Source organism: Kushneria marisflavi (assembly GCF_002157205.1).
Taxonomy (GTDB): Bacteria; Pseudomonadota; Gammaproteobacteria; order Pseudomonadales; family Halomonadaceae; genus Kushneria; species Kushneria marisflavi.
In genome coordinates this window covers 291,348-307,351 of sequence record NZ_CP021358.1, presented here as the reverse complement: position 1 = coordinate 307,351, position 16,004 = coordinate 291,348, and the positions used below count along the sequence as shown (strand labels likewise).

Below are 16,004 nucleotides of genomic sequence, written 5' to 3'. Positions count from 1 at the left end.
TATCAGCGAACGCTGCTATCGTGATCATTGCCTGTCGTGCGGGGCGAATTCGGCATAGAGCTGCTGCGCTGCTGATAGCGGCGCTTTTCCGACTGAAGCTCGCGCTGCGATTGCCGAAGCTGCTGTTGCTGCAGGGTACGTTCGGTTCGAGAGGTATTTTGCTGATTGCGAAGGCTTGAGGTCTGGCGATCAATGCTGGCTTCACCGGACTGGATGCGAGAGTGCTGCTGAGCGCGCTCAAAGCGTTGCTGTGCCTCGCTGCCGGCGCGCTCCTGTGTCGCTGCCACGGACTGTAGTGTGACCGTGGCCAGCATCAGGCCGGCAGACAATGAAAGAAGACCCGCGCGATCATAACGCATGGTAAAGCTCCTGTTGTCGGACACGACCTGTCTTGATGATGTTAACCAGCCTTGCGTGTCATACCGTTACGGTGCAGCTGAAACTCTTCGGCCAGGGCAAGCTCATGGGCCGCCTGACGAAATTCCTGCATCGTGCAGATATAGTGCCCGTTGGCACAGCGTAGCTCATGGTGATCGGGAATACGCTCAGGCCAGGAAAGCGTGATACTGCACTCCGGGCAGCGCGGGCCATTGCGGGAGCCGATTGGGTTCATGACATTTCCCTTGTCTATAGGGGTGATAAGAAGCAGATCCGCGATCAAAAGCATTCCTTGCCTTCGATGCGGCGCAGACTCTAGCACAATGTCACGGTCTGTAAAGGACCTCCGGTATCATCCAATAGGCTACCCTCGTCTTGATTTAAGAATGGGCTAAAGCTCGGAGGGTACCGGGAGAGAAGGTGTTGTTTAAGCGCTGTCATGACAGTTCATGCAGGCATTTCAGAATTAATTTAAAAATATCGGAACCAATCCCGACTACGGTAGTCAGAGATAGTGCAAGACATCCTTCTGGGTTTCTTTGCCCCTCTTTTTAGAGGGGCTTTTCTTTGCCCAAATATCGTCAAACTGATCCGGATCAACTTCTGTTGATTGACTGAAGTGTCGCAATGCGTACAATACGTCGCACTCGCGGGAGTGGTGGAATTGGTAGACACGCTGGATTTAGGTTCCAGTGCCGTAAGGCGTGAGAGTTCGAGTCTCTCCTTCCGCACCATTTGCTTTACTTGTACGCCCTCCGATATATCCTTGAGCCCCCACGGGGCTTAGCCTGCAGCAAATCTCTTTTATCATCCTTGAGAAGCTCTTCAAAAGAGTTCTCCGTCTATGTATGCCACCTCTGCGCTCGCTTGTCGTGGCAATTGCTCGTAACGAGACCATGCCTTGATAAGTGGTTCCTGTGTGAGCGCGTTCAGGGGTGATGGTCGGTCACACCGATGCCGGTATTCAGATCGATAGGCACCGACACGTGATCATGAATCATCAGCCATTGGCCATCGAGCTTTCGCAAACCGATGGTTTCACGCGTCCACAAATCGATTTTTTTGCCGGATATTGAGCCGGTGAAGCGAGTGAAGCCGGTGGTAAAGGCGACATCGCCGGAACAATGAATCTTCATGTCCTTGAACTCGAACACAGGGGCTTCGTCGAACATCTCGAAGAAAATGATCCAGTTCTGGCGAAAAGACTCCCAGCCCTCAAAGCTGAAGGGCGGCATCACATCGAAGCCGAGGTACTCCTTTCCCGGATAATAGGTGGCCATTGTGCGGTCGAGATCGCGTGACTGCACGGCATCCTGCCACTCGGCGCGCAAGGCGCGAATCTGTTGTTCATCATGGGTCACGGGTCGGTTCCTGGGTTGGATGACTTCGAAACGGTCTGTATCGGATCTGGCGCTGGCACCTTTCATGTCATGTATCGGTTGAGCCAGTCGAGTATCGGCTCGGGGCGGCGCTGGAATTCCAGATAGCCATCCCAGCGGGCCTGGGTACCGTATATCCAGTGCAGCAATTTCTCGCTGATCGGAAGCGCGTCAAAGGTCGCCTGGACATCGGCGGGAGTGGTCATCAGGTCGTCGTGCACCTGATAGATGAACGTCGGTGTGTGTACGCTGCGCGCCCAGTCGTTGGGCGACATCTGGTCGAAAGTACAGCTGGAGACGAGTTGCACTTCGCGTTCCAGCATGTCGAGGTGATCGACCAGGCCTATCATTTCCAATTCACGACGCATGACCGAGCCGATCGATAGTGGCTGACAGAGCACTAGGCAGCGCACGTCGTCGAACGCCCGCGGTTCGGTGTGGATCGCGAAGAGCGTCGCGTTGGCGCCGTTGCAGCGTGAAAACAGCCCCACTGCCACACCCTCGAGATCTGCCCGCGAACGCACGTAGCGCAGCGAGCCGATGACGTCGCGTGCCTCGAACCGACCGCCGCTGTTAAGTCCGCCATTGGCGGCTCCGCTCAATCCGAAGTTGCGCTCGTCGTAAGTGAGTACGTGGTAGCCTGCCTCATGGAGGATGCGGTAGTCGGCCAGATAGTCGACTTCGAAGGTGTTGCCGCCGGCCGCGCCAAAGGATCGCCACGGCTCCAGATGGCTGGCCAAACCATAGCGATTGAACGTCAGTGGATGGTTGATGATGACGAGTCGCCGAGAGTCCGGGCAAGGGATGTACCATGCTTCGAGCGGCACACCATCCTGTGACGGAAAAGTCACGTTCTCGAAGGCAAGCCCCTCATTTGCCGGTGTCCTTAGTACGGGCGAGCGAGCGGGCTGACTCCACCCCCTGGCCATGGCCTTCAGAGTCTGAACGATGTCCTCTTCTGGTTGTGACTGCATGATCTCGATCCTCTGGCGTGTTTTGGGGCGATACCATCTTGTCAGCGACCCAATTTAGACAGACGCTATTCATTCGTGGAATGACGATTTGTGATGGATGATCATGCAAAAATCGAATGACCGCGCGACGGGCCACCTTGATTTACGCTCTCTGCGTTTTCTGGCGCAGGTACTGAGCCTGCGCAGTGTGACGCGAGCGGGCGAGGTGATGGGATTGAGCCAACCCGCTGCGAGCCGGTTACTGGCTCAGCTGCGTCGTGCATTGGGCGACGACCCGCTATTGGTGCGCACTCAGGGAGGTGGCTACGTGCGTACCGCGCGCGCAGAAGCCTTGATGCCGCAACTGGCCGAGGCGATTGCTGCTGAAGACCGCCTGTTTCAGCCGCCCGGCTTCGAGCCCTCATGCTCGGAGCGTATCCTGCGAATAGCGACAACCGACTATGGTGCGGCAGTCGCAATCAGGGAATTTGCACGTTTGGTGGCCTGCGAAGCACCAGGCGTATCGCTGGAGCTACGCGTCTGGGAGAGTGAAACGCTGGTCGAGCTGGAGGAGGGAAGGCTCGACTTCGCGCTCTATACCGATGAGGCAGTGCCGCAAGGGTTCCATCATGAGACACTGTTCACCGAACGTTTCGCCTGCGTCGTGCGGCGCGACCACCCGGTTTTGGCGTATCGAGACGCTGACGGACATATTGCACCTTCACGGCTCGCCGAGTTGCCCCGCGTTGTTCTGCTCTACCCTGAAGGTCGTGCCACGGCAATCGACGATCCGTTGGCGAGCCATGGTCGAGCGCGAGGGCCGGGGGATACCATAACGCCGTATTTTCTTTCCAGCCCGCTGCTTATTGGACAGTCAGAACGCGTACTTTGTCTGCCACGTCGGGCAGCGGAACTCATCGCGCCGTTAGCCGATCTCGCCGTGATCGATTTCCCGCAGGCAGGAGAGATCCACTACTGCGTCATCTGGCATGAACGAGCGGCAAGGGACCCGGCCATCGCGTGGTCGATAGAGTGTCTTCAACGAACGGTGGGGTATTGAGCGAACCCGGCCACCCCGTGGCCGGGCGCGAATTTACCCATATCGACCCATGACGGCAGAGCTTTCTTCGATTCATGCCGCTCGTCTGGCCTTTTAAAACTAGCAGGCGCTGCGCGATGGTATGCGTATTGCCTTGCGCGTCGAAATGATCAGCGCCCCCAGCCGGAGGCCATGGGATGACCGGCGACGGGCAGCTCGGCGCGCAGGATGCTGCCGGAATCCGATTCGGTGATGTACAACGTGCGGTTTTCCGGCCCGCCGAAGGCGCAGTTGGTGGTTCCCAGCCTCCTGGGTGACTTGACCACCGCGATGGGTACGCCAAGCGCGTCATGTACCCACACCAGCCCCATGCCGGTCTGGCAGACCACAACGCCGTTATCCTGTGTCAGTGCCAGGCCATCCGGTCCGGCGCGGCCACCGGAAAACTGCAGGAAAAGCCCCGCTTTCACCACCCGCTGGCTGGGCGACAGCGGCAGCCGCCATACTGCATTGGCACGCGTTACCGCGACGTAGAGCGTATGGCCACTGGTATCGAGCACCAGCCCGTTGGGGCTCGGCACACGATCGATCAAACACTCGAGCCGGCCATCATCGGGTGTCCAGCGGTAGACACGCCCACTGGGGTCATGAAGCCCGGTCTGTCCCTGGTCGGTGAAATAGATCGCGCCGTCCGGGCCTATATGCAGGTCATTACAGCCCTTGAAGCCTTCCGAGTCGGCATCGCCCAGCACCGTACTGATGCTGCCGGTTGCCGGATCGAGTTGCAGGATGCCGTTCTTGAAATCGGCGATGAAGATGCGGCCCTTCGTATCGATCTTGAGGCCGTTGGGCTGACCGTCGTATTCGGCGATCTGTTCAACGTCGCCTTGTGGTGAGGCGCGAAGTATCCGGCCGAAGAGAATATCAACGAACCATAGATGCCCGTCCAGATCAAAGGAGGGGCCCTCGATGAAGCTGTCGACAGCCGCGCCGCGGCGATTCTTGGTTGCCCAGTCAGAAGGCGTACCGGGGCGCCGCAGCGCCTCAGGCAGGGTCGTGAAGACCTCGGCCTCGATCAGGGTCGGGTCTGGATGGGGAAAGGCCACGGGTCAACCTCCGGAAGTCAGTTGGGGAAGCCACAGCACGATGTCGGGCATCGCAATGAGCAGCACGAGAAACGCCAGAATGATGGCGAAGAAGGGCAGCACGCCCATGACCACGTCTTCGACTCTGGTTTCCGCATCGGAGCTGGCCACCACGAACAGGATGACGCCTAGCGGCGGGGTCAGCTGGCCAAGCTCGACCAGGATGACCACGAACACGCCAAACCAGACCGGATCGACGCCCATTGCCATCAGGGTCGGGAAGATGACCGGGACGATGATCGCGATCATGCCAAGGCCTTCCATGAAGCAGCCAAGAATGGCAAACACCACCACGAGAATCAGAAGCAGCGAAAACTGCGACAGACCTGCCTCGGCAACGCGGTCGACCAGTGCTTCGCCGACGCCGGACAGCGCCGTGGCGTAGGCAAACAGCATCGAAATGAACACGATGAACAGCACGTTGCCGCTCATGGTCAGCGTGCGCGACAGCGCCGACTTGAGCATTGTGATATTGAGTCGGCGATACAGTGCCGAGATGGCCACGGCACCGACCACGCCCAGCGCACCCGCCTCGGTCGGGGTGGCGATGCCGGCGTAGATGCTGCCAAGAATGAACACGATCAGGATCGTAAAGGGCAGCACGTCCGCGGCGGCGCGCAGGTAATCGGTAAACGTGCGTTGCTGGGTATCTTTGGGAACCAGCGAAGGTTTCGCCAGCGCACGCGCGATGATGAAGAGGCTGTAGCAGGCACCGAGCAGAATACCGGGCACCAGACCGGCGGCGAACAGCTGGGCGATGGAGGTTTCGGTAAAGGTGGCGTAGATGATCATGGTGATCGACGGCGGGATCAAAATGCCCAGTGTGCCGCCGGCCGCCAGTGAGCCTGCCACGAATCGGCGGTTATAGCCGCGTGCCGACAGGGCCGGCAATGCCACGGTCGACATCGCCGCCGCGGTTGGCGCACTGCCGCCGGCGACGGCGGCAAATACGCCGCTACCCACGATGTTGGTATGCAGTAACCCGCCTGGCAGGCGGCGCATGAAGGGGGCGATACCGTTATAGAGTCGCGCACTGAGCCCGCTGGCCAGCAGGATCTCCGCCATCAGAATGAACAGCGGAATCGCAGCCAGCGTGAAGCTGTTGGCGGCTCCCCAGCTGACCAGCCCGAGAGCCTTCCAGCCAGCGACGCCCTTGATCAGCCACAGGTAGGCCAGCGCTGCCGCGCCAACGGCGAATTGAACCCACAGCCCGCCAACAATCAACACCAGTAATACGCCAAAGGCGATCAGGGCATCCATCAATCAGTTCCTCCATGACGCAGGGTGATGATCGCGCGCTCGATGATGAAGATCGCGGTAAAGGTCAGTCCCAGCGGAATCAGCAGCTGAGGCATCCATAACGGCGTCATCAAAAATGTCGGCGCGACATTGCCGCGTGACCAGGAGCTCAGGACCAGTTGCAGGGTGTACCAGATCAGCACGCCGCAGACGGCAAGCGACAGGGCCATATAGATCAGGCTCAAGCCCTTTTTGAGAGCGTGGGGCAGGGCGTCAAAGATGAAACCGACCTGAAACAGACTGTTTTTCCGAACAGCCAGACTGGCGCCGAACAGGGTCAAGCCTACGACGAGGTACCCTGCCAGCTCTTCGACGACGCGCAGTGAATGGTTGAAGAAAAAGCGCGAGACGATTTCGGCGCTGACGATCAATACCAGTACCACCAGCGCCAGTCCCGCGATAAATCGCACGCCGGCGGCGATCATATCGAACAGGGAGCCGGCAGATGCCGGCTCGTTGACCTGATGGGGGGATGTATCACTCATGAAGGGCTCCGGAATTACTTGCCAAGGGCGTTCAGAACCGCCTCAAGCGCTTTTTCATGCTCCGGTCCCGCCTGTTTGGCCCACTCGCGCCACCATGGCGCCATCTTTTCCTGGGCGCGTTTGATGTCGGACGGGTCGGCATCGACAATCGTCATGCCGGCGTCTGCCTGCTTCTGTTCCTGTGTCTTCTCATCGACGAGGAAGTCCTGAGTGATCCGGGCTGTTTCCTCACTCACGATACGATCGAGTGTCTGGCGCGTGCTGTCCTTGAGGCCTTCATACGCAGAGGCATTGGCGATGATGGCACTGTTGGCGTAGTTGACCGGCAGGCGGTAGTTGTAGGGCAGGAATTCGTGCCAGTTCTTGGCACCGCCCGCACTGGCTGTCAGTACGCCATCAATGACGCCACGTTCCAGCGCCGTCGGTACTTCCGAGCCTGAAAGTGTGATCGGTGAACCACCGAAGGCCTCGACGAATTCACCCTGTTCAGGCGAGGTGACGCGCACCTTGTGATCCTTGAGGTCGTCCAGTGAGTCCATTTTGAAGGTACTAAAGATGACCTGTTGCGGGTAGCGATAGCTGCCCAGATAGGTCACACCCTGATCCGCGAACCCTTGTTTGAGATACGGCTCCATCACCGCGTAGGCCTTGTTCCACTCTTCATCGTTGTTGATCAAAAGGGGCAGGTTGAGAATGCGCGCGATGGGGACGTTGCCTGAAAAGAACAGATCCGCGGCGAAATCGACAATGCCATCGCCGGTGGCCTGCGTGATATCGCTTGAGGAGATTTGAAGTGTCTTGCCCAGGTGAAGCGTGATCGACAGGTCATCGTCCGTTTCCTTCTCGACACGGTCGGCAATTCGTTTCATGCCCTGAACAGCAGCGGTCGTGGACACGGAGGAATAGGTATATCCCGTCCAGTTATCGGCCATGACGTTACTGGTCATCGATGTACTCAAGATGACCAATCCGGATAGTAGAGCATTCTTGATTGTTTTCATCAGGACTTCCTCACGTTCAATGATAAAAGCTCGTTATTTTTGAAGTGTGCGGGTGCATTATTGGAATAAGCCGGCGTATTTTTTCGACTTTCGTCTATATTTTGGCGTCATTTTCAAGAAATTATGGGGTAGTTGGCGCTCTTTCAGACGTCGAGTGAACATGAAAAAGAAGGATTGCTAAAGCGTGTTTTTCTGCATTAAACGTGCAGTGAATCTTTATGCTCAGCCCTTGAGATGAATGTTTTGTCGATGAGACCTTGGTCGTTTTAATTCAGCGAGATAAATCGGAAATTGCTCGATAAAACGAGCTTTTTATATTCGGGAAAAGGGGATGCCAAAAGTGATCGACGTCACCAAAGGACGTCGATCATGGCGGGCAATGCGAAGGCTGATCCAGGTCCGCAGATCAGAACCGATAAAGTCGTTCAGGGTTATCGCGCAGGCAGGCCTGGCGCTGAGATATGGAAAGGGTACGCTCGAGAAACCTGATCATGTCGAGGGAGCTGGGGATAGGCGACGGCGTCATGACGTGGGGCCAGTCGCTTCCCCAGAGGCAACACTCGCGGTAGCGCTCGACAAGATGGCGAGTTAACTCGATGAGGTCGTCATAGCGCCTCGGGTGCTGGCTGACACGGGTGGGGGCAAGTTTGATCCAGACGCGCCCGGTGTCGAGCAGGCGGCAAAGGCGGGTCAGTTCATCAGGATGGCCGGGTGTTACGTGTCCGAAATGATCCAGGACGATTGTTTGCCCTTCCGGGAGCGTCGGTAACAGTGCTGCCAAAATGTCGTAGCGCTCGGGTTCTGTATTGAGTTCGACATGCCAGTCCAGTGCTGCGGCGCGAGCAGCAAGCTCCGGCAGGCGCGCCAGGTCGTGCTGGCCCAGCCGTGTGCGGTCCTGAACGCGGATGCCACGCACGCCAGCTTCGCGCATCGCCTCAAGCCCTGAGGTGTGCTCATCGATCATGACCACGCCACGCAGCTCAAGCGGCGGGTTGAGCGTCTGCGCCTGACGAAGCGTCTCGAGCAGATAGTGGTTGTCGGTGCCATCGATGGAGGCCTGTATCAGCACGGCGCGCCGGATGTCCGAGACCGCGGTTTCCTCCATGAAATGGCCGATGCCCTTGCGAGGGGGCTGGTAGGTCGTCTCGATGTACTCCCGGTCACGGTCGAAGACGTGGATATGGCAGTCACAGGCGGGCGCCATTGAGGTGTGAGTCATGACGCATCTCCCTGGCGCGTATGGCGGTAGCGCCTGATGGTGACACCCAGAACGCACAGCAGCGTGACGGCCAACAGCCCCATGGCGATCGGTGACTGCAAAAAGATGTCAGCGCTTCCGGCACTGGTCAGCAGCGCCTGGCGCAGGCTCTGCTCAAGCGGTGGACCGAGGATCAGCCCGATCAGCAGGGGCGGCAGCGGAAAACCGGCCCGCCGCAGCACAAAGCCAATCCCCCCGGCACCCAGCATCACGGCGACATCGAAAAGACTGTTGTTGACCGAATAGGCACCAAATATCGCCAGAATCGCAATGACCGGGAACAGATGACGGGGGCGGATTTTAATGATGTGAACGGCGCCACGAAACATGGCCAGCCCGAACACCACACAGGGAATGGACAGCAGTATCAGCGCCTCGAAAATCGCATAGACCTCAACACCGTGCTGCTGGAAGAGGAACGGCCCCGGCGTCAGCCCCTGCAGCATGAACGCTCCCAGAATAACGGCGGTAACGGCGTCGCCGGGAATGCCGAGGGAGAGCATGGGCACCAGCGCGCCACCAGTTACCGCATTATTGGCGGCCTCCGGGGCGGCCACGCCCTCCGGTTCTCCCTTGCCGAAGCGGGCCGGATCGCGTGAACGGGAGCGAGCCAGGTTGTAGCTGACGAAGGCGGGCACCGTTGAACCAATTCCCGGCAGGATACCCACCAGGGTGCCGATGATGGAGGACACCATTAAGGTGGCGCGCATCTTCCACAGGGTCAGCCACCCGACCGGGCGATTCGAGGTGCCGTTGCCCGAAATCGGGCCGATGTCAGTGTCCGGTGCCGTCTTCTGCTTGCCGGCAAAGGCCTGCAGCAGTACTTCGGACATCGCGAAAAGACCGATCAGCACCGGAATCAGCGCCAGGCCGTCTTCGGCCGCAAAACTGCCAAAGGTGAAACGCGGCAGCCCCTCGATGGGATCGAGTCCGACAATGCCGGCGGCGACGCCGATCAGTGCCATCAGGGCTGCATCAAGAATCGAACCACCGCCGAACAGCACGATGATGATCAACGCAAACGTCATCAACGCCGCCATCTGTGCAGGGCCAAAATCGAGCGCCAGCGAGGCCAGTGGATGGGCCAGCACGATCAGCACCAGACAGCTGAAAATGTTGCCGAACACACTGGCATAGAGCGCGATGCGCAGTGCTTCTCCGGCACGGCCCTGCCGTGCCATGGGATGGCCATCCAGCGCCGTGGCTGCCGAAGACGGTGTCCCGGGAACGTTGAGCAGTATGGCGGAAATCGAGCCACCAAAGATCGCCCCCTGATACACCCCTAGAAGCAGGATAAGAGAGGGAATGGGGGACATGGTGAAGGTCACCGGGATAAGCAGGGCAATGGCCAGTGTCGGGCCCAGGCCGGGAATTGCGCCGATGACAATACCGACGGCCACCCCCACCAGGGCGGCGATCAGCACCCAGACATCAAGCAGGGCATGGAAGGCATCAAGAAGCATGTGAAGTATCTCTTGGGGTGTCTCGGACGCGAAAACGCGGTGACGGACTCAGGGCAGGGGCAGGTTGAGCAGATGCTGTCCGGCCCAGAAAATGGCAACGGTGACCATCAGCGGCAAGGCCACGTTGAACAGCCAGTGGCGCTCACCCAGCAGCCAGGCCAGCACGATACCGATCGTGGCCACGGTAACGATGAAGCCCAGCAGCGGCATGGTTGCCAGGGCCACGGCCATCAGCATCATGATGAAAAGCACGCGGATCCAGCCGGCAACCGGGCCAATGGCCGTCTCCGACACTCGTCGATGGCGCCACAGTCTGAGTACGGCACCCAGGGCCAGTAGCCACAGCACCAGTCTGGGGAAGAAGCGTGCATCCGGGCCCGGGTCGCCAAAATCAAACACCGTCACCTGATCATTCAGAGTCAGCAGACCAATGACGGCAATGAGCAGGATTGCGAGACAGGTACAGCTCTGTAATCCATAACGCGACGCTCGCTGTTGGGAGGACATGCTCTTATCGATGCTCATCGCTTCAGGGTCTCGGCCAGTTGATGGTAGGCGGCCAGATTTTTCTCGATCACGGCCTCGACCTCGTCACCGGGCAGTAGCCTCACGGGCTGGTTGAGTTTGTTCATGACGGTGGCAAATTCCGGTGAAGAGGCGGCCTGGCTGAATGCGGCGCGCAGTGTCTCGGCGCGCTCGGCGCTGACGCCATGGGGCACCATCAGGGCCACGATGGAGGGAAATTGAATATCGTGTCCTGACTGCTCAAGCGTGGGGACTTCCGGGAAATCCGGGTCGGGCTGGTCATCAAGCACGGCAAGCAGCCGTAGCTGGTCACTTTTAACCAGATCGCGATAGGCAGGCACCAGCGCGATATCGACATGGTGGCCAAGCAGGGCTGCGGTTGCGCCGGCGGCGCCGTCAAACGGAACGTGCTGAAGCCTTGCATCGGTGTCGCGTCCCAGCTGAGTAAACGCCAGGCGTGCACCGCTCAGGGCGCCAGCCGTTGCATAGGTGAGGCGAGCGCCATCGCGGGCAGCGTCAAGCAGCTCCGCCAAGGTGTGGTAGGGACTGTCGGCATTGACCAGGACACCATGCCAGGGCCCGGAATAATTCAGGATCGGCGTGAAATCCTTGAGCGTGTCATAGCCCGTATCGCGCAGTGCCGGCGCGACAAAGGAGGGAGAGGAGGTGGTCGCGATCAGGGTATAACCATCCGGCGCGGCGCGGGATACCGTGCGCATGGCATTCACACCACCACCGCCAGGGCGGTTTTCGATAACGACCGGTTGGCCGAGCAGGGGTTCTGCCAGTCTGGCGAGCTGCCTTGCTGAAATGTCGGTGGTTCCCCCTGCACCGTAGGGTACAACCAGTGTGATGGGGCGAACGGGATAGTCATTCGCCCCGGCTGCAGAGGCCAGCATGATGAAAAGGGCGCAGAAAAAATAAACCCAACGGTTTCGAAGCGAGGGCATTAAAACTCTCCCAAAAATATAAATATAAAAGCGGTGATGGTGAGTTTATGGCGTGTTGAAAAAGTAAAAATGGAAGGGTTTTGTCGAAATGAATGATATCGACATTCCATGGGTTTTTAGTCATCACGGCAAGCGATTGATGGTACGCCGAAACGATTGCGTTTAATTATTAAACCTTCGTCTATGTTTTCATTTTTTATGTTTTATTATTAATGGTTTGAGTGGTTGTTATCTAAATTTAAAACGCCAAAAGGATGCCGGATATTGTGGTATCTGGCATCCTTTGATAGTCCATAAACCTTGGCTTTTATCGACTTTATTTAGTGAGAAATCGCCGAGTTTATGCGAATTCAAAGCCTGTCGATTTTAGTGCGGCATCTACCCAGCTTCGATCATTTTCGCCGGCATGGATCGCGGCCATTTGCTTTTCTTCTGCCGCCTGCTTGGCTTGAGCAGCCTTGAGTACAGCATCGGCATCGTCATACGGGACGCAAAGCATACCGTCACTGTCACCGATGATCAGATCGCCCGGCTCGATAACCATGCCGTTAAGGCTGATCGCCGTATTGATTTCGCCCGGACCATTCTTGTAGGGACCGCGATGGGTAACCCCGGCTGCAAAGGTGGGCAGATTGGTCTCGCGAAAGCCATCAAGATCGCGGATAGCACCATTGAGGACAAAGCCGACCACGCCCTTTTTCACCGCATAGGCCAGCATCAGCTCGCCCATCAGTGCGTTGGTGGTGTCACCACCCGCGTCGCAGACAATGACATCGCCGGGTTCAGCCATGTCGATGGCCTTGTGCAGCATCAGATTGTCGCCCGGACGAGTGCGCACGGTCAGGGCCACGCCTGCCATTGAGCCATCACGGTGCATGGGGCGAAGGTCGCTGCCACCAGCAAAGACACGGGACATGCTGTCGCTGACAACCGCAACAGGAAGTGCTGCAAAAGCCTCGACGACAGATGCGTTGACCTGGCGCTGGCGCTTGAGAACTCGATTACCGATGGACATGTTGTTACTCCATTGAGGTGGCCAGTACCTCTGGCCGATATGTCATGAAAACAGGGCTCAGGAACAGGTTGTTTCTGAAATGCTGTTGACCATGCGCGCCGGTGGCAGCGCTGTGCCAGAGAGAAAGTCGACAATGCCACTGACGGCCAGAACGCCAACACGTGTACCGGCTTCTTCAGTAACGCCTGCAATGTGCGGCGTAAGGATGACTCGTTCGGAGCCAGCGAGCGGGTTGACACCCTCGGGTGGCTCACGCTCGAAGGTGTCCAGCCCGGCACCGGCAATGTGGCCGTTCTCGAGCGCAGCCAGCAGAGCCTTTTCGTCGATCAGCCCACCGCGGGAGGTGTTGATGACGTAGCTGTCTTTCGGCATCAGGGCCAGCGTTCTGGCATCAAGTAGATGTGCGTTGGCTTCGGTCAGGGGGCAGTGCAGGCTGACGATGTCGGATCGGGACAGCAGTGTGTCGATATCGTCGATGGGCTCGGCGCCGAGGGATCTGATGGCTTCTGGTGAGGCGTATGGGTCGTAGACGGCAACGTCCAGACCCATACCCTTGACGATTCTGACCACGGCAGCGGCGATGGCACCACCGCCGACCAGGCCCAGGCGCATGCCTGACAGTTCTCGTCCAAGAAATTCGGCCTTTTCCCAGCGGCCCTGACGCATGCCCGCGTCCAGTGGCAGCAGGCGCTTGACCGTGGCAAACATCAATGCAACGGCATGCTCTGCCACCGAGACCGCATTGCCACCGGCGGCGCGAATGACCTGAACACCATGGTGAGTGGCCGCATCAACATCAATGTTATCCACGCCGGCGCCATGCTTGGAAATCACCTTGAGTGACCGGCCGGCCGCAACCGCTTCAGCCCCGAATCGCCCCATGCGTGACACGATGCCTACCGGGTCATGACGGTTGATGTGTTCAACGAGCACCTCTGCCGTCGGATAAGCGGGCGTGTGGTATACGTCGTAGCCTGCGGCTTCTGCGTATTGACGTGCCTCATCAGCCAGGTAAGGGCCGGTTACAAGAATGGCGGGTCGGTTCTCCAAGGTCTTTCTCCATTGATTATCAGCGACAGTGCGCATGGTTTTCCGTGTCGTTGGCAGACGACCAGCGATCAGAATACAGCTAGTTTTTCTTTATAAAAGCGACTAATATTTTATATTAAGTGAAGAAATTCTTAATGGTGATGGCATGGATACACGTCAGCTACGCACGCTAATCGCGATTTCCGAATACGGTACTTTTGCCCGGGCGGCCCGCGAAGTCAGCCTGACCCCCTCTGCTGTCAGTCAGCAGATGCTCGCGCTGGAGCAGGAGCTGGATACCTCGCTGTTCAATCGACAGACGCGCCCGCCAAGTCTTAATCTCCAGGGTCTGCAGCTTCTGGAAACGGCAAGGAAAGTTCTGGGTCTGGTCGAGGAAACCCGGATTTCGCTGAAGGGCAGCAATGTCTCAAGCTCGCTCAGCATTGGTTCTGTTCGCACCAGCACCATTGCCCTGTTGCCGCGTGCGATCGTGGCGCTGCGCGAGACGTTTCCCGAGCTGCATGTGGATCTTCGTGTCGGGATGTCCTCGGCGCTTCTCAGTGATGTCAACGCCGGCCGCCTGGATCTGGCGGTCGTGGCCGAGCATGCTGGCGTCTCGAGAAATCTCTCCTGGGCTCCCTTCCTTCGTGAGCCGCTGGTCTTCATCGCGCCTCCCGGTACGCCGGTAAGGCCGGTTCGAGAGTTGCTGGAAACCCTTCCTTTTGTGCACTTCGCCAGCGACGTTCCTCTGGCGGCACTGATCAACAACGAACTGACCCATCAGGAGATCAAGGTCAGACACATTGCCGAGATCGACACCATCCCGGCGATTGTCGAGTGTGTCGCCGCCGGCCTGGGCGCGGCAGTCGTGCCCGATATTGCGGTGCGCGAGAATGGCCGCGACATGCTCAAGCTGCCGTTCGGCCGTCCTCAGGTCTATCGCCAGATTGGAACGGTACGGCGCGCCAGTTCGCCCAAGTCCGAACTTCTGGTGGCGATGCACAACAAGCTGGCGGAGCTTTCCGGCAAGTTCGGCGTGTTCATGTGATCCGAAACCGGTCGGGCACTTCATGACGCTCATTTCCATGGATGGCTTTCCCACAGTTTTTTGGCGACGTCGGCCTGGGATTCGCTCAGCTGGCGGTAGTCCTCTCCCGTGATGATGTCGAGCGTGTTGCCCTGGGCGGCCAGTTCATCGAGCAGATTCTCGTTATCGGCCAGCGCCTTGAAGGCCGTCACCAGTCGAGTCCTGACCTTCTCCGGGAGCCCGTGAGGCGCCACGAAGCCGCGATAGGAGCCCATCGTGACGTCGTAGCCCTGCTCCTTTGCCGTTGGCACGTCAGGCGCGAAAGAGGAGCGCTTGTCATCAAGAACGGCCAGTACGCGCAGTTCGTCTTCAAAGCCGATGGTCTGGCTCAGGGCCATGGTGCCAGCGGCGACATGGCCGCCCAGCAGGGCAGTGCGCGCCATCGAGGCGCCGCTGAAGGGAATCAGGTTGAATTCGGTATCTGCGGCTGCAGCCAATAACAGCGCACTGAAGTGGTCATTGCCTCCCAGTGATGCCAGGGCCATGCCAACGCTACCCGGTTTCTCTTTCGCCGCCTGAATCAACTCTTTCAGGCTGTGATAGGGAGAGTCCTGACTGACGACCAGGGTATTGGGGTCGTGCACCACATTGGCGAGGTAATCAAAGCTGTTGACATCGTAGGCCGCCTTGCGATCGTAGGTCAGCGCCATGGCGGCCGGCAGGTTGAAGGTGCCAAGAGTAGTGCCGTTAGCCTTTGCCTTGGCGACGCTGGTAAATCCGATCTGGTCGCCGGCGCCAGGCTGGTTCTTGATCACCACACTGGCGTCATTTCCCAGCTCCTTCTCCAGATACTTCCCGACGACGCGGGCGAGGACATCGGTGCCCCCTCCGGCGGAATAGCCGACAATCACTTCTATGGGCTTTTCCGGATAGTCGGCGAATGCAGGGTTGCCCACCGCTGTCACCGCCTGTGTCGACAAGGCGATTGCTGAAATGATCAGTGTCTTTCGAAAGGTTTTGAACATGTCCTGTTGCCCCATTGTTATTCGTATTGTGGT

17 protein-coding genes and 1 tRNA gene are annotated in these 16,004 nt (G+C 58.4%); 3 read left to right on the top strand and 15 right to left on the bottom strand.

The features are described from left to right. Positions 1 to 2: 2 nt before the first annotated feature. Both B9H00_RS01490 and B9H00_RS01485 read right to left on the bottom strand, forming a co-directional pair. A complete protein-coding gene (locus B9H00_RS01490) occupies positions 3 to 359 on the bottom strand; it encodes a hypothetical protein (RefSeq protein WP_086899157.1) in 357 nt (118 codons plus the stop codon). Between the two features lie 41 nt (positions 360 to 400). Then, positions 401 to 613, bottom strand: coding sequence for a hypothetical protein (locus B9H00_RS01485; protein WP_147376527.1), 213 nt, complete (start codon positions 611 to 613; stop codon positions 401 to 403). Between the two features lie 414 nt (positions 614 to 1,027). Here B9H00_RS01485 and B9H00_RS01480 point away from each other — a divergent pair. After that, positions 1,028 to 1,112 (top strand) — tRNA-Leu (locus tag B9H00_RS01480). 195 nt (positions 1,113 to 1,307) lie between these two features. Here B9H00_RS01480 and B9H00_RS01475 read toward each other — a convergent pair. Both B9H00_RS01475 and B9H00_RS01470 read right to left on the bottom strand, forming a co-directional pair. Next, complete coding sequence (locus tag B9H00_RS01475; protein ID WP_157663158.1) at positions 1,308 to 1,739, bottom strand: YybH family protein; 432 nt, start codon at positions 1,737 to 1,739, stop codon at positions 1,308 to 1,310. Between the two features lie 62 nt (positions 1,740 to 1,801). Next, positions 1,802 to 2,731, bottom strand: a complete 930-nt coding sequence (locus tag B9H00_RS01470; protein WP_086899154.1) for an alpha/beta hydrolase family protein — start codon at positions 2,729 to 2,731, stop codon at positions 1,802 to 1,804. A gap of 103 nt (positions 2,732 to 2,834) precedes the next feature. On the opposite strand from B9H00_RS01470, the gene B9H00_RS01465 reads away from it, so the two are divergent. Next, positions 2,835 to 3,770 (top strand): LysR family transcriptional regulator, encoded by a 936-nt coding sequence (locus tag B9H00_RS01465; RefSeq protein ID WP_169713408.1) that lies wholly within the window; start codon positions 2,835 to 2,837, stop codon positions 3,768 to 3,770. 149 nt (positions 3,771 to 3,919) lie between these two features. Here the strand turns inward: B9H00_RS01465 and B9H00_RS01460 are convergent, their stop codons facing one another. The 10 genes from B9H00_RS01460 to B9H00_RS01415 form a co-directional block, all read right to left on the bottom strand. Then, the gene (locus B9H00_RS01460; RefSeq protein WP_086899152.1) at positions 3,920 to 4,855 is read right to left on the bottom strand and encodes an SMP-30/gluconolactonase/LRE family protein; all 936 of its coding nucleotides are present in this window, start codon (positions 4,853 to 4,855) and stop codon (positions 3,920 to 3,922) included. 3 nt (positions 4,856 to 4,858) lie between these two features. Next, positions 4,859 to 6,154: a TRAP transporter large permease gene (locus B9H00_RS01455; protein ID WP_086899151.1), complete on the bottom strand. Its 1,296-nt coding sequence runs from the start codon at positions 6,152 to 6,154 to the stop codon at positions 4,859 to 4,861. Then, on the bottom strand, positions 6,154 to 6,678 hold the full coding sequence (locus tag B9H00_RS01450; protein ID WP_086622633.1) for a TRAP transporter small permease: 525 nt from the start codon (positions 6,676 to 6,678) through the stop codon (positions 6,154 to 6,156). The genes B9H00_RS01455 and B9H00_RS01450 overlap by 1 nt, the downstream gene beginning before the upstream one ends. 14 nt (positions 6,679 to 6,692) lie before the next feature. After that, positions 6,693 to 7,637 carry a TRAP transporter substrate-binding protein DctP gene (dctP, locus tag B9H00_RS01445; RefSeq protein WP_227875823.1) on the bottom strand — a complete coding sequence of 315 codons (945 nt, stop codon included), beginning with the start codon at positions 7,635 to 7,637 and terminating at the stop codon, positions 6,693 to 6,695. Positions 7,638 to 8,085: 448 nt separating this feature from the next. Beyond that, on the bottom strand, positions 8,086 to 8,898 hold the full coding sequence (locus tag B9H00_RS01440) for an amidohydrolase family protein (RefSeq protein WP_086622635.1): 813 nt from the start codon (positions 8,896 to 8,898) through the stop codon (positions 8,086 to 8,088). Next, a complete protein-coding gene (locus tag B9H00_RS01435) occupies positions 8,895 to 10,400 on the bottom strand; it encodes a tripartite tricarboxylate transporter permease (protein ID WP_086899150.1) in 1,506 nt (501 codons plus the stop codon). The genes B9H00_RS01440 and B9H00_RS01435 overlap by 4 nt, the downstream gene beginning before the upstream one ends. Before the next feature lie 48 nt (positions 10,401 to 10,448). Continuing rightward, entirely contained in the window at positions 10,449 to 10,907 is a 459-nt protein-coding gene (locus B9H00_RS01430) for a tripartite tricarboxylate transporter TctB family protein (RefSeq protein ID WP_157663157.1), read from the bottom strand. A 14-nt stretch (positions 10,908 to 10,921) separates the two neighbouring features. Then, the gene (locus tag B9H00_RS01425) at positions 10,922 to 11,875 is read right to left on the bottom strand and encodes a tripartite tricarboxylate transporter substrate binding protein (RefSeq protein ID WP_086622638.1); all 954 of its coding nucleotides are present in this window, start codon (positions 11,873 to 11,875) and stop codon (positions 10,922 to 10,924) included. Positions 11,876 to 12,215: 340 nt separating this feature from the next. Then, on the bottom strand, positions 12,216 to 12,890 hold the full coding sequence (locus B9H00_RS01420; protein WP_086622639.1) for an RraA family protein: 675 nt from the start codon (positions 12,888 to 12,890) through the stop codon (positions 12,216 to 12,218). 57 nt (positions 12,891 to 12,947) lie between these two features. Continuing rightward, positions 12,948 to 13,940, bottom strand: coding sequence for a hydroxyacid dehydrogenase (locus tag B9H00_RS01415; protein WP_227875824.1), 993 nt, complete (start codon positions 13,938 to 13,940; stop codon positions 12,948 to 12,950). Between the two features lie 145 nt (positions 13,941 to 14,085). On the opposite strand from B9H00_RS01415, the gene B9H00_RS01410 reads away from it, so the two are divergent. Beyond that, on the top strand, positions 14,086 to 14,967 hold the full coding sequence (locus B9H00_RS01410) for a LysR family transcriptional regulator (protein ID WP_086622641.1): 882 nt from the start codon (positions 14,086 to 14,088) through the stop codon (positions 14,965 to 14,967). A gap of 29 nt (positions 14,968 to 14,996) precedes the next feature. Here B9H00_RS01410 and B9H00_RS01405 read toward each other — a convergent pair whose 3' ends face one another. Then, positions 14,997 to 15,971 (bottom strand): Bug family tripartite tricarboxylate transporter substrate binding protein, encoded by a 975-nt coding sequence (locus B9H00_RS01405; RefSeq protein WP_086622642.1) that lies wholly within the window; start codon positions 15,969 to 15,971, stop codon positions 14,997 to 14,999. Positions 15,972 to 16,004 lie beyond the last annotated feature (33 nt).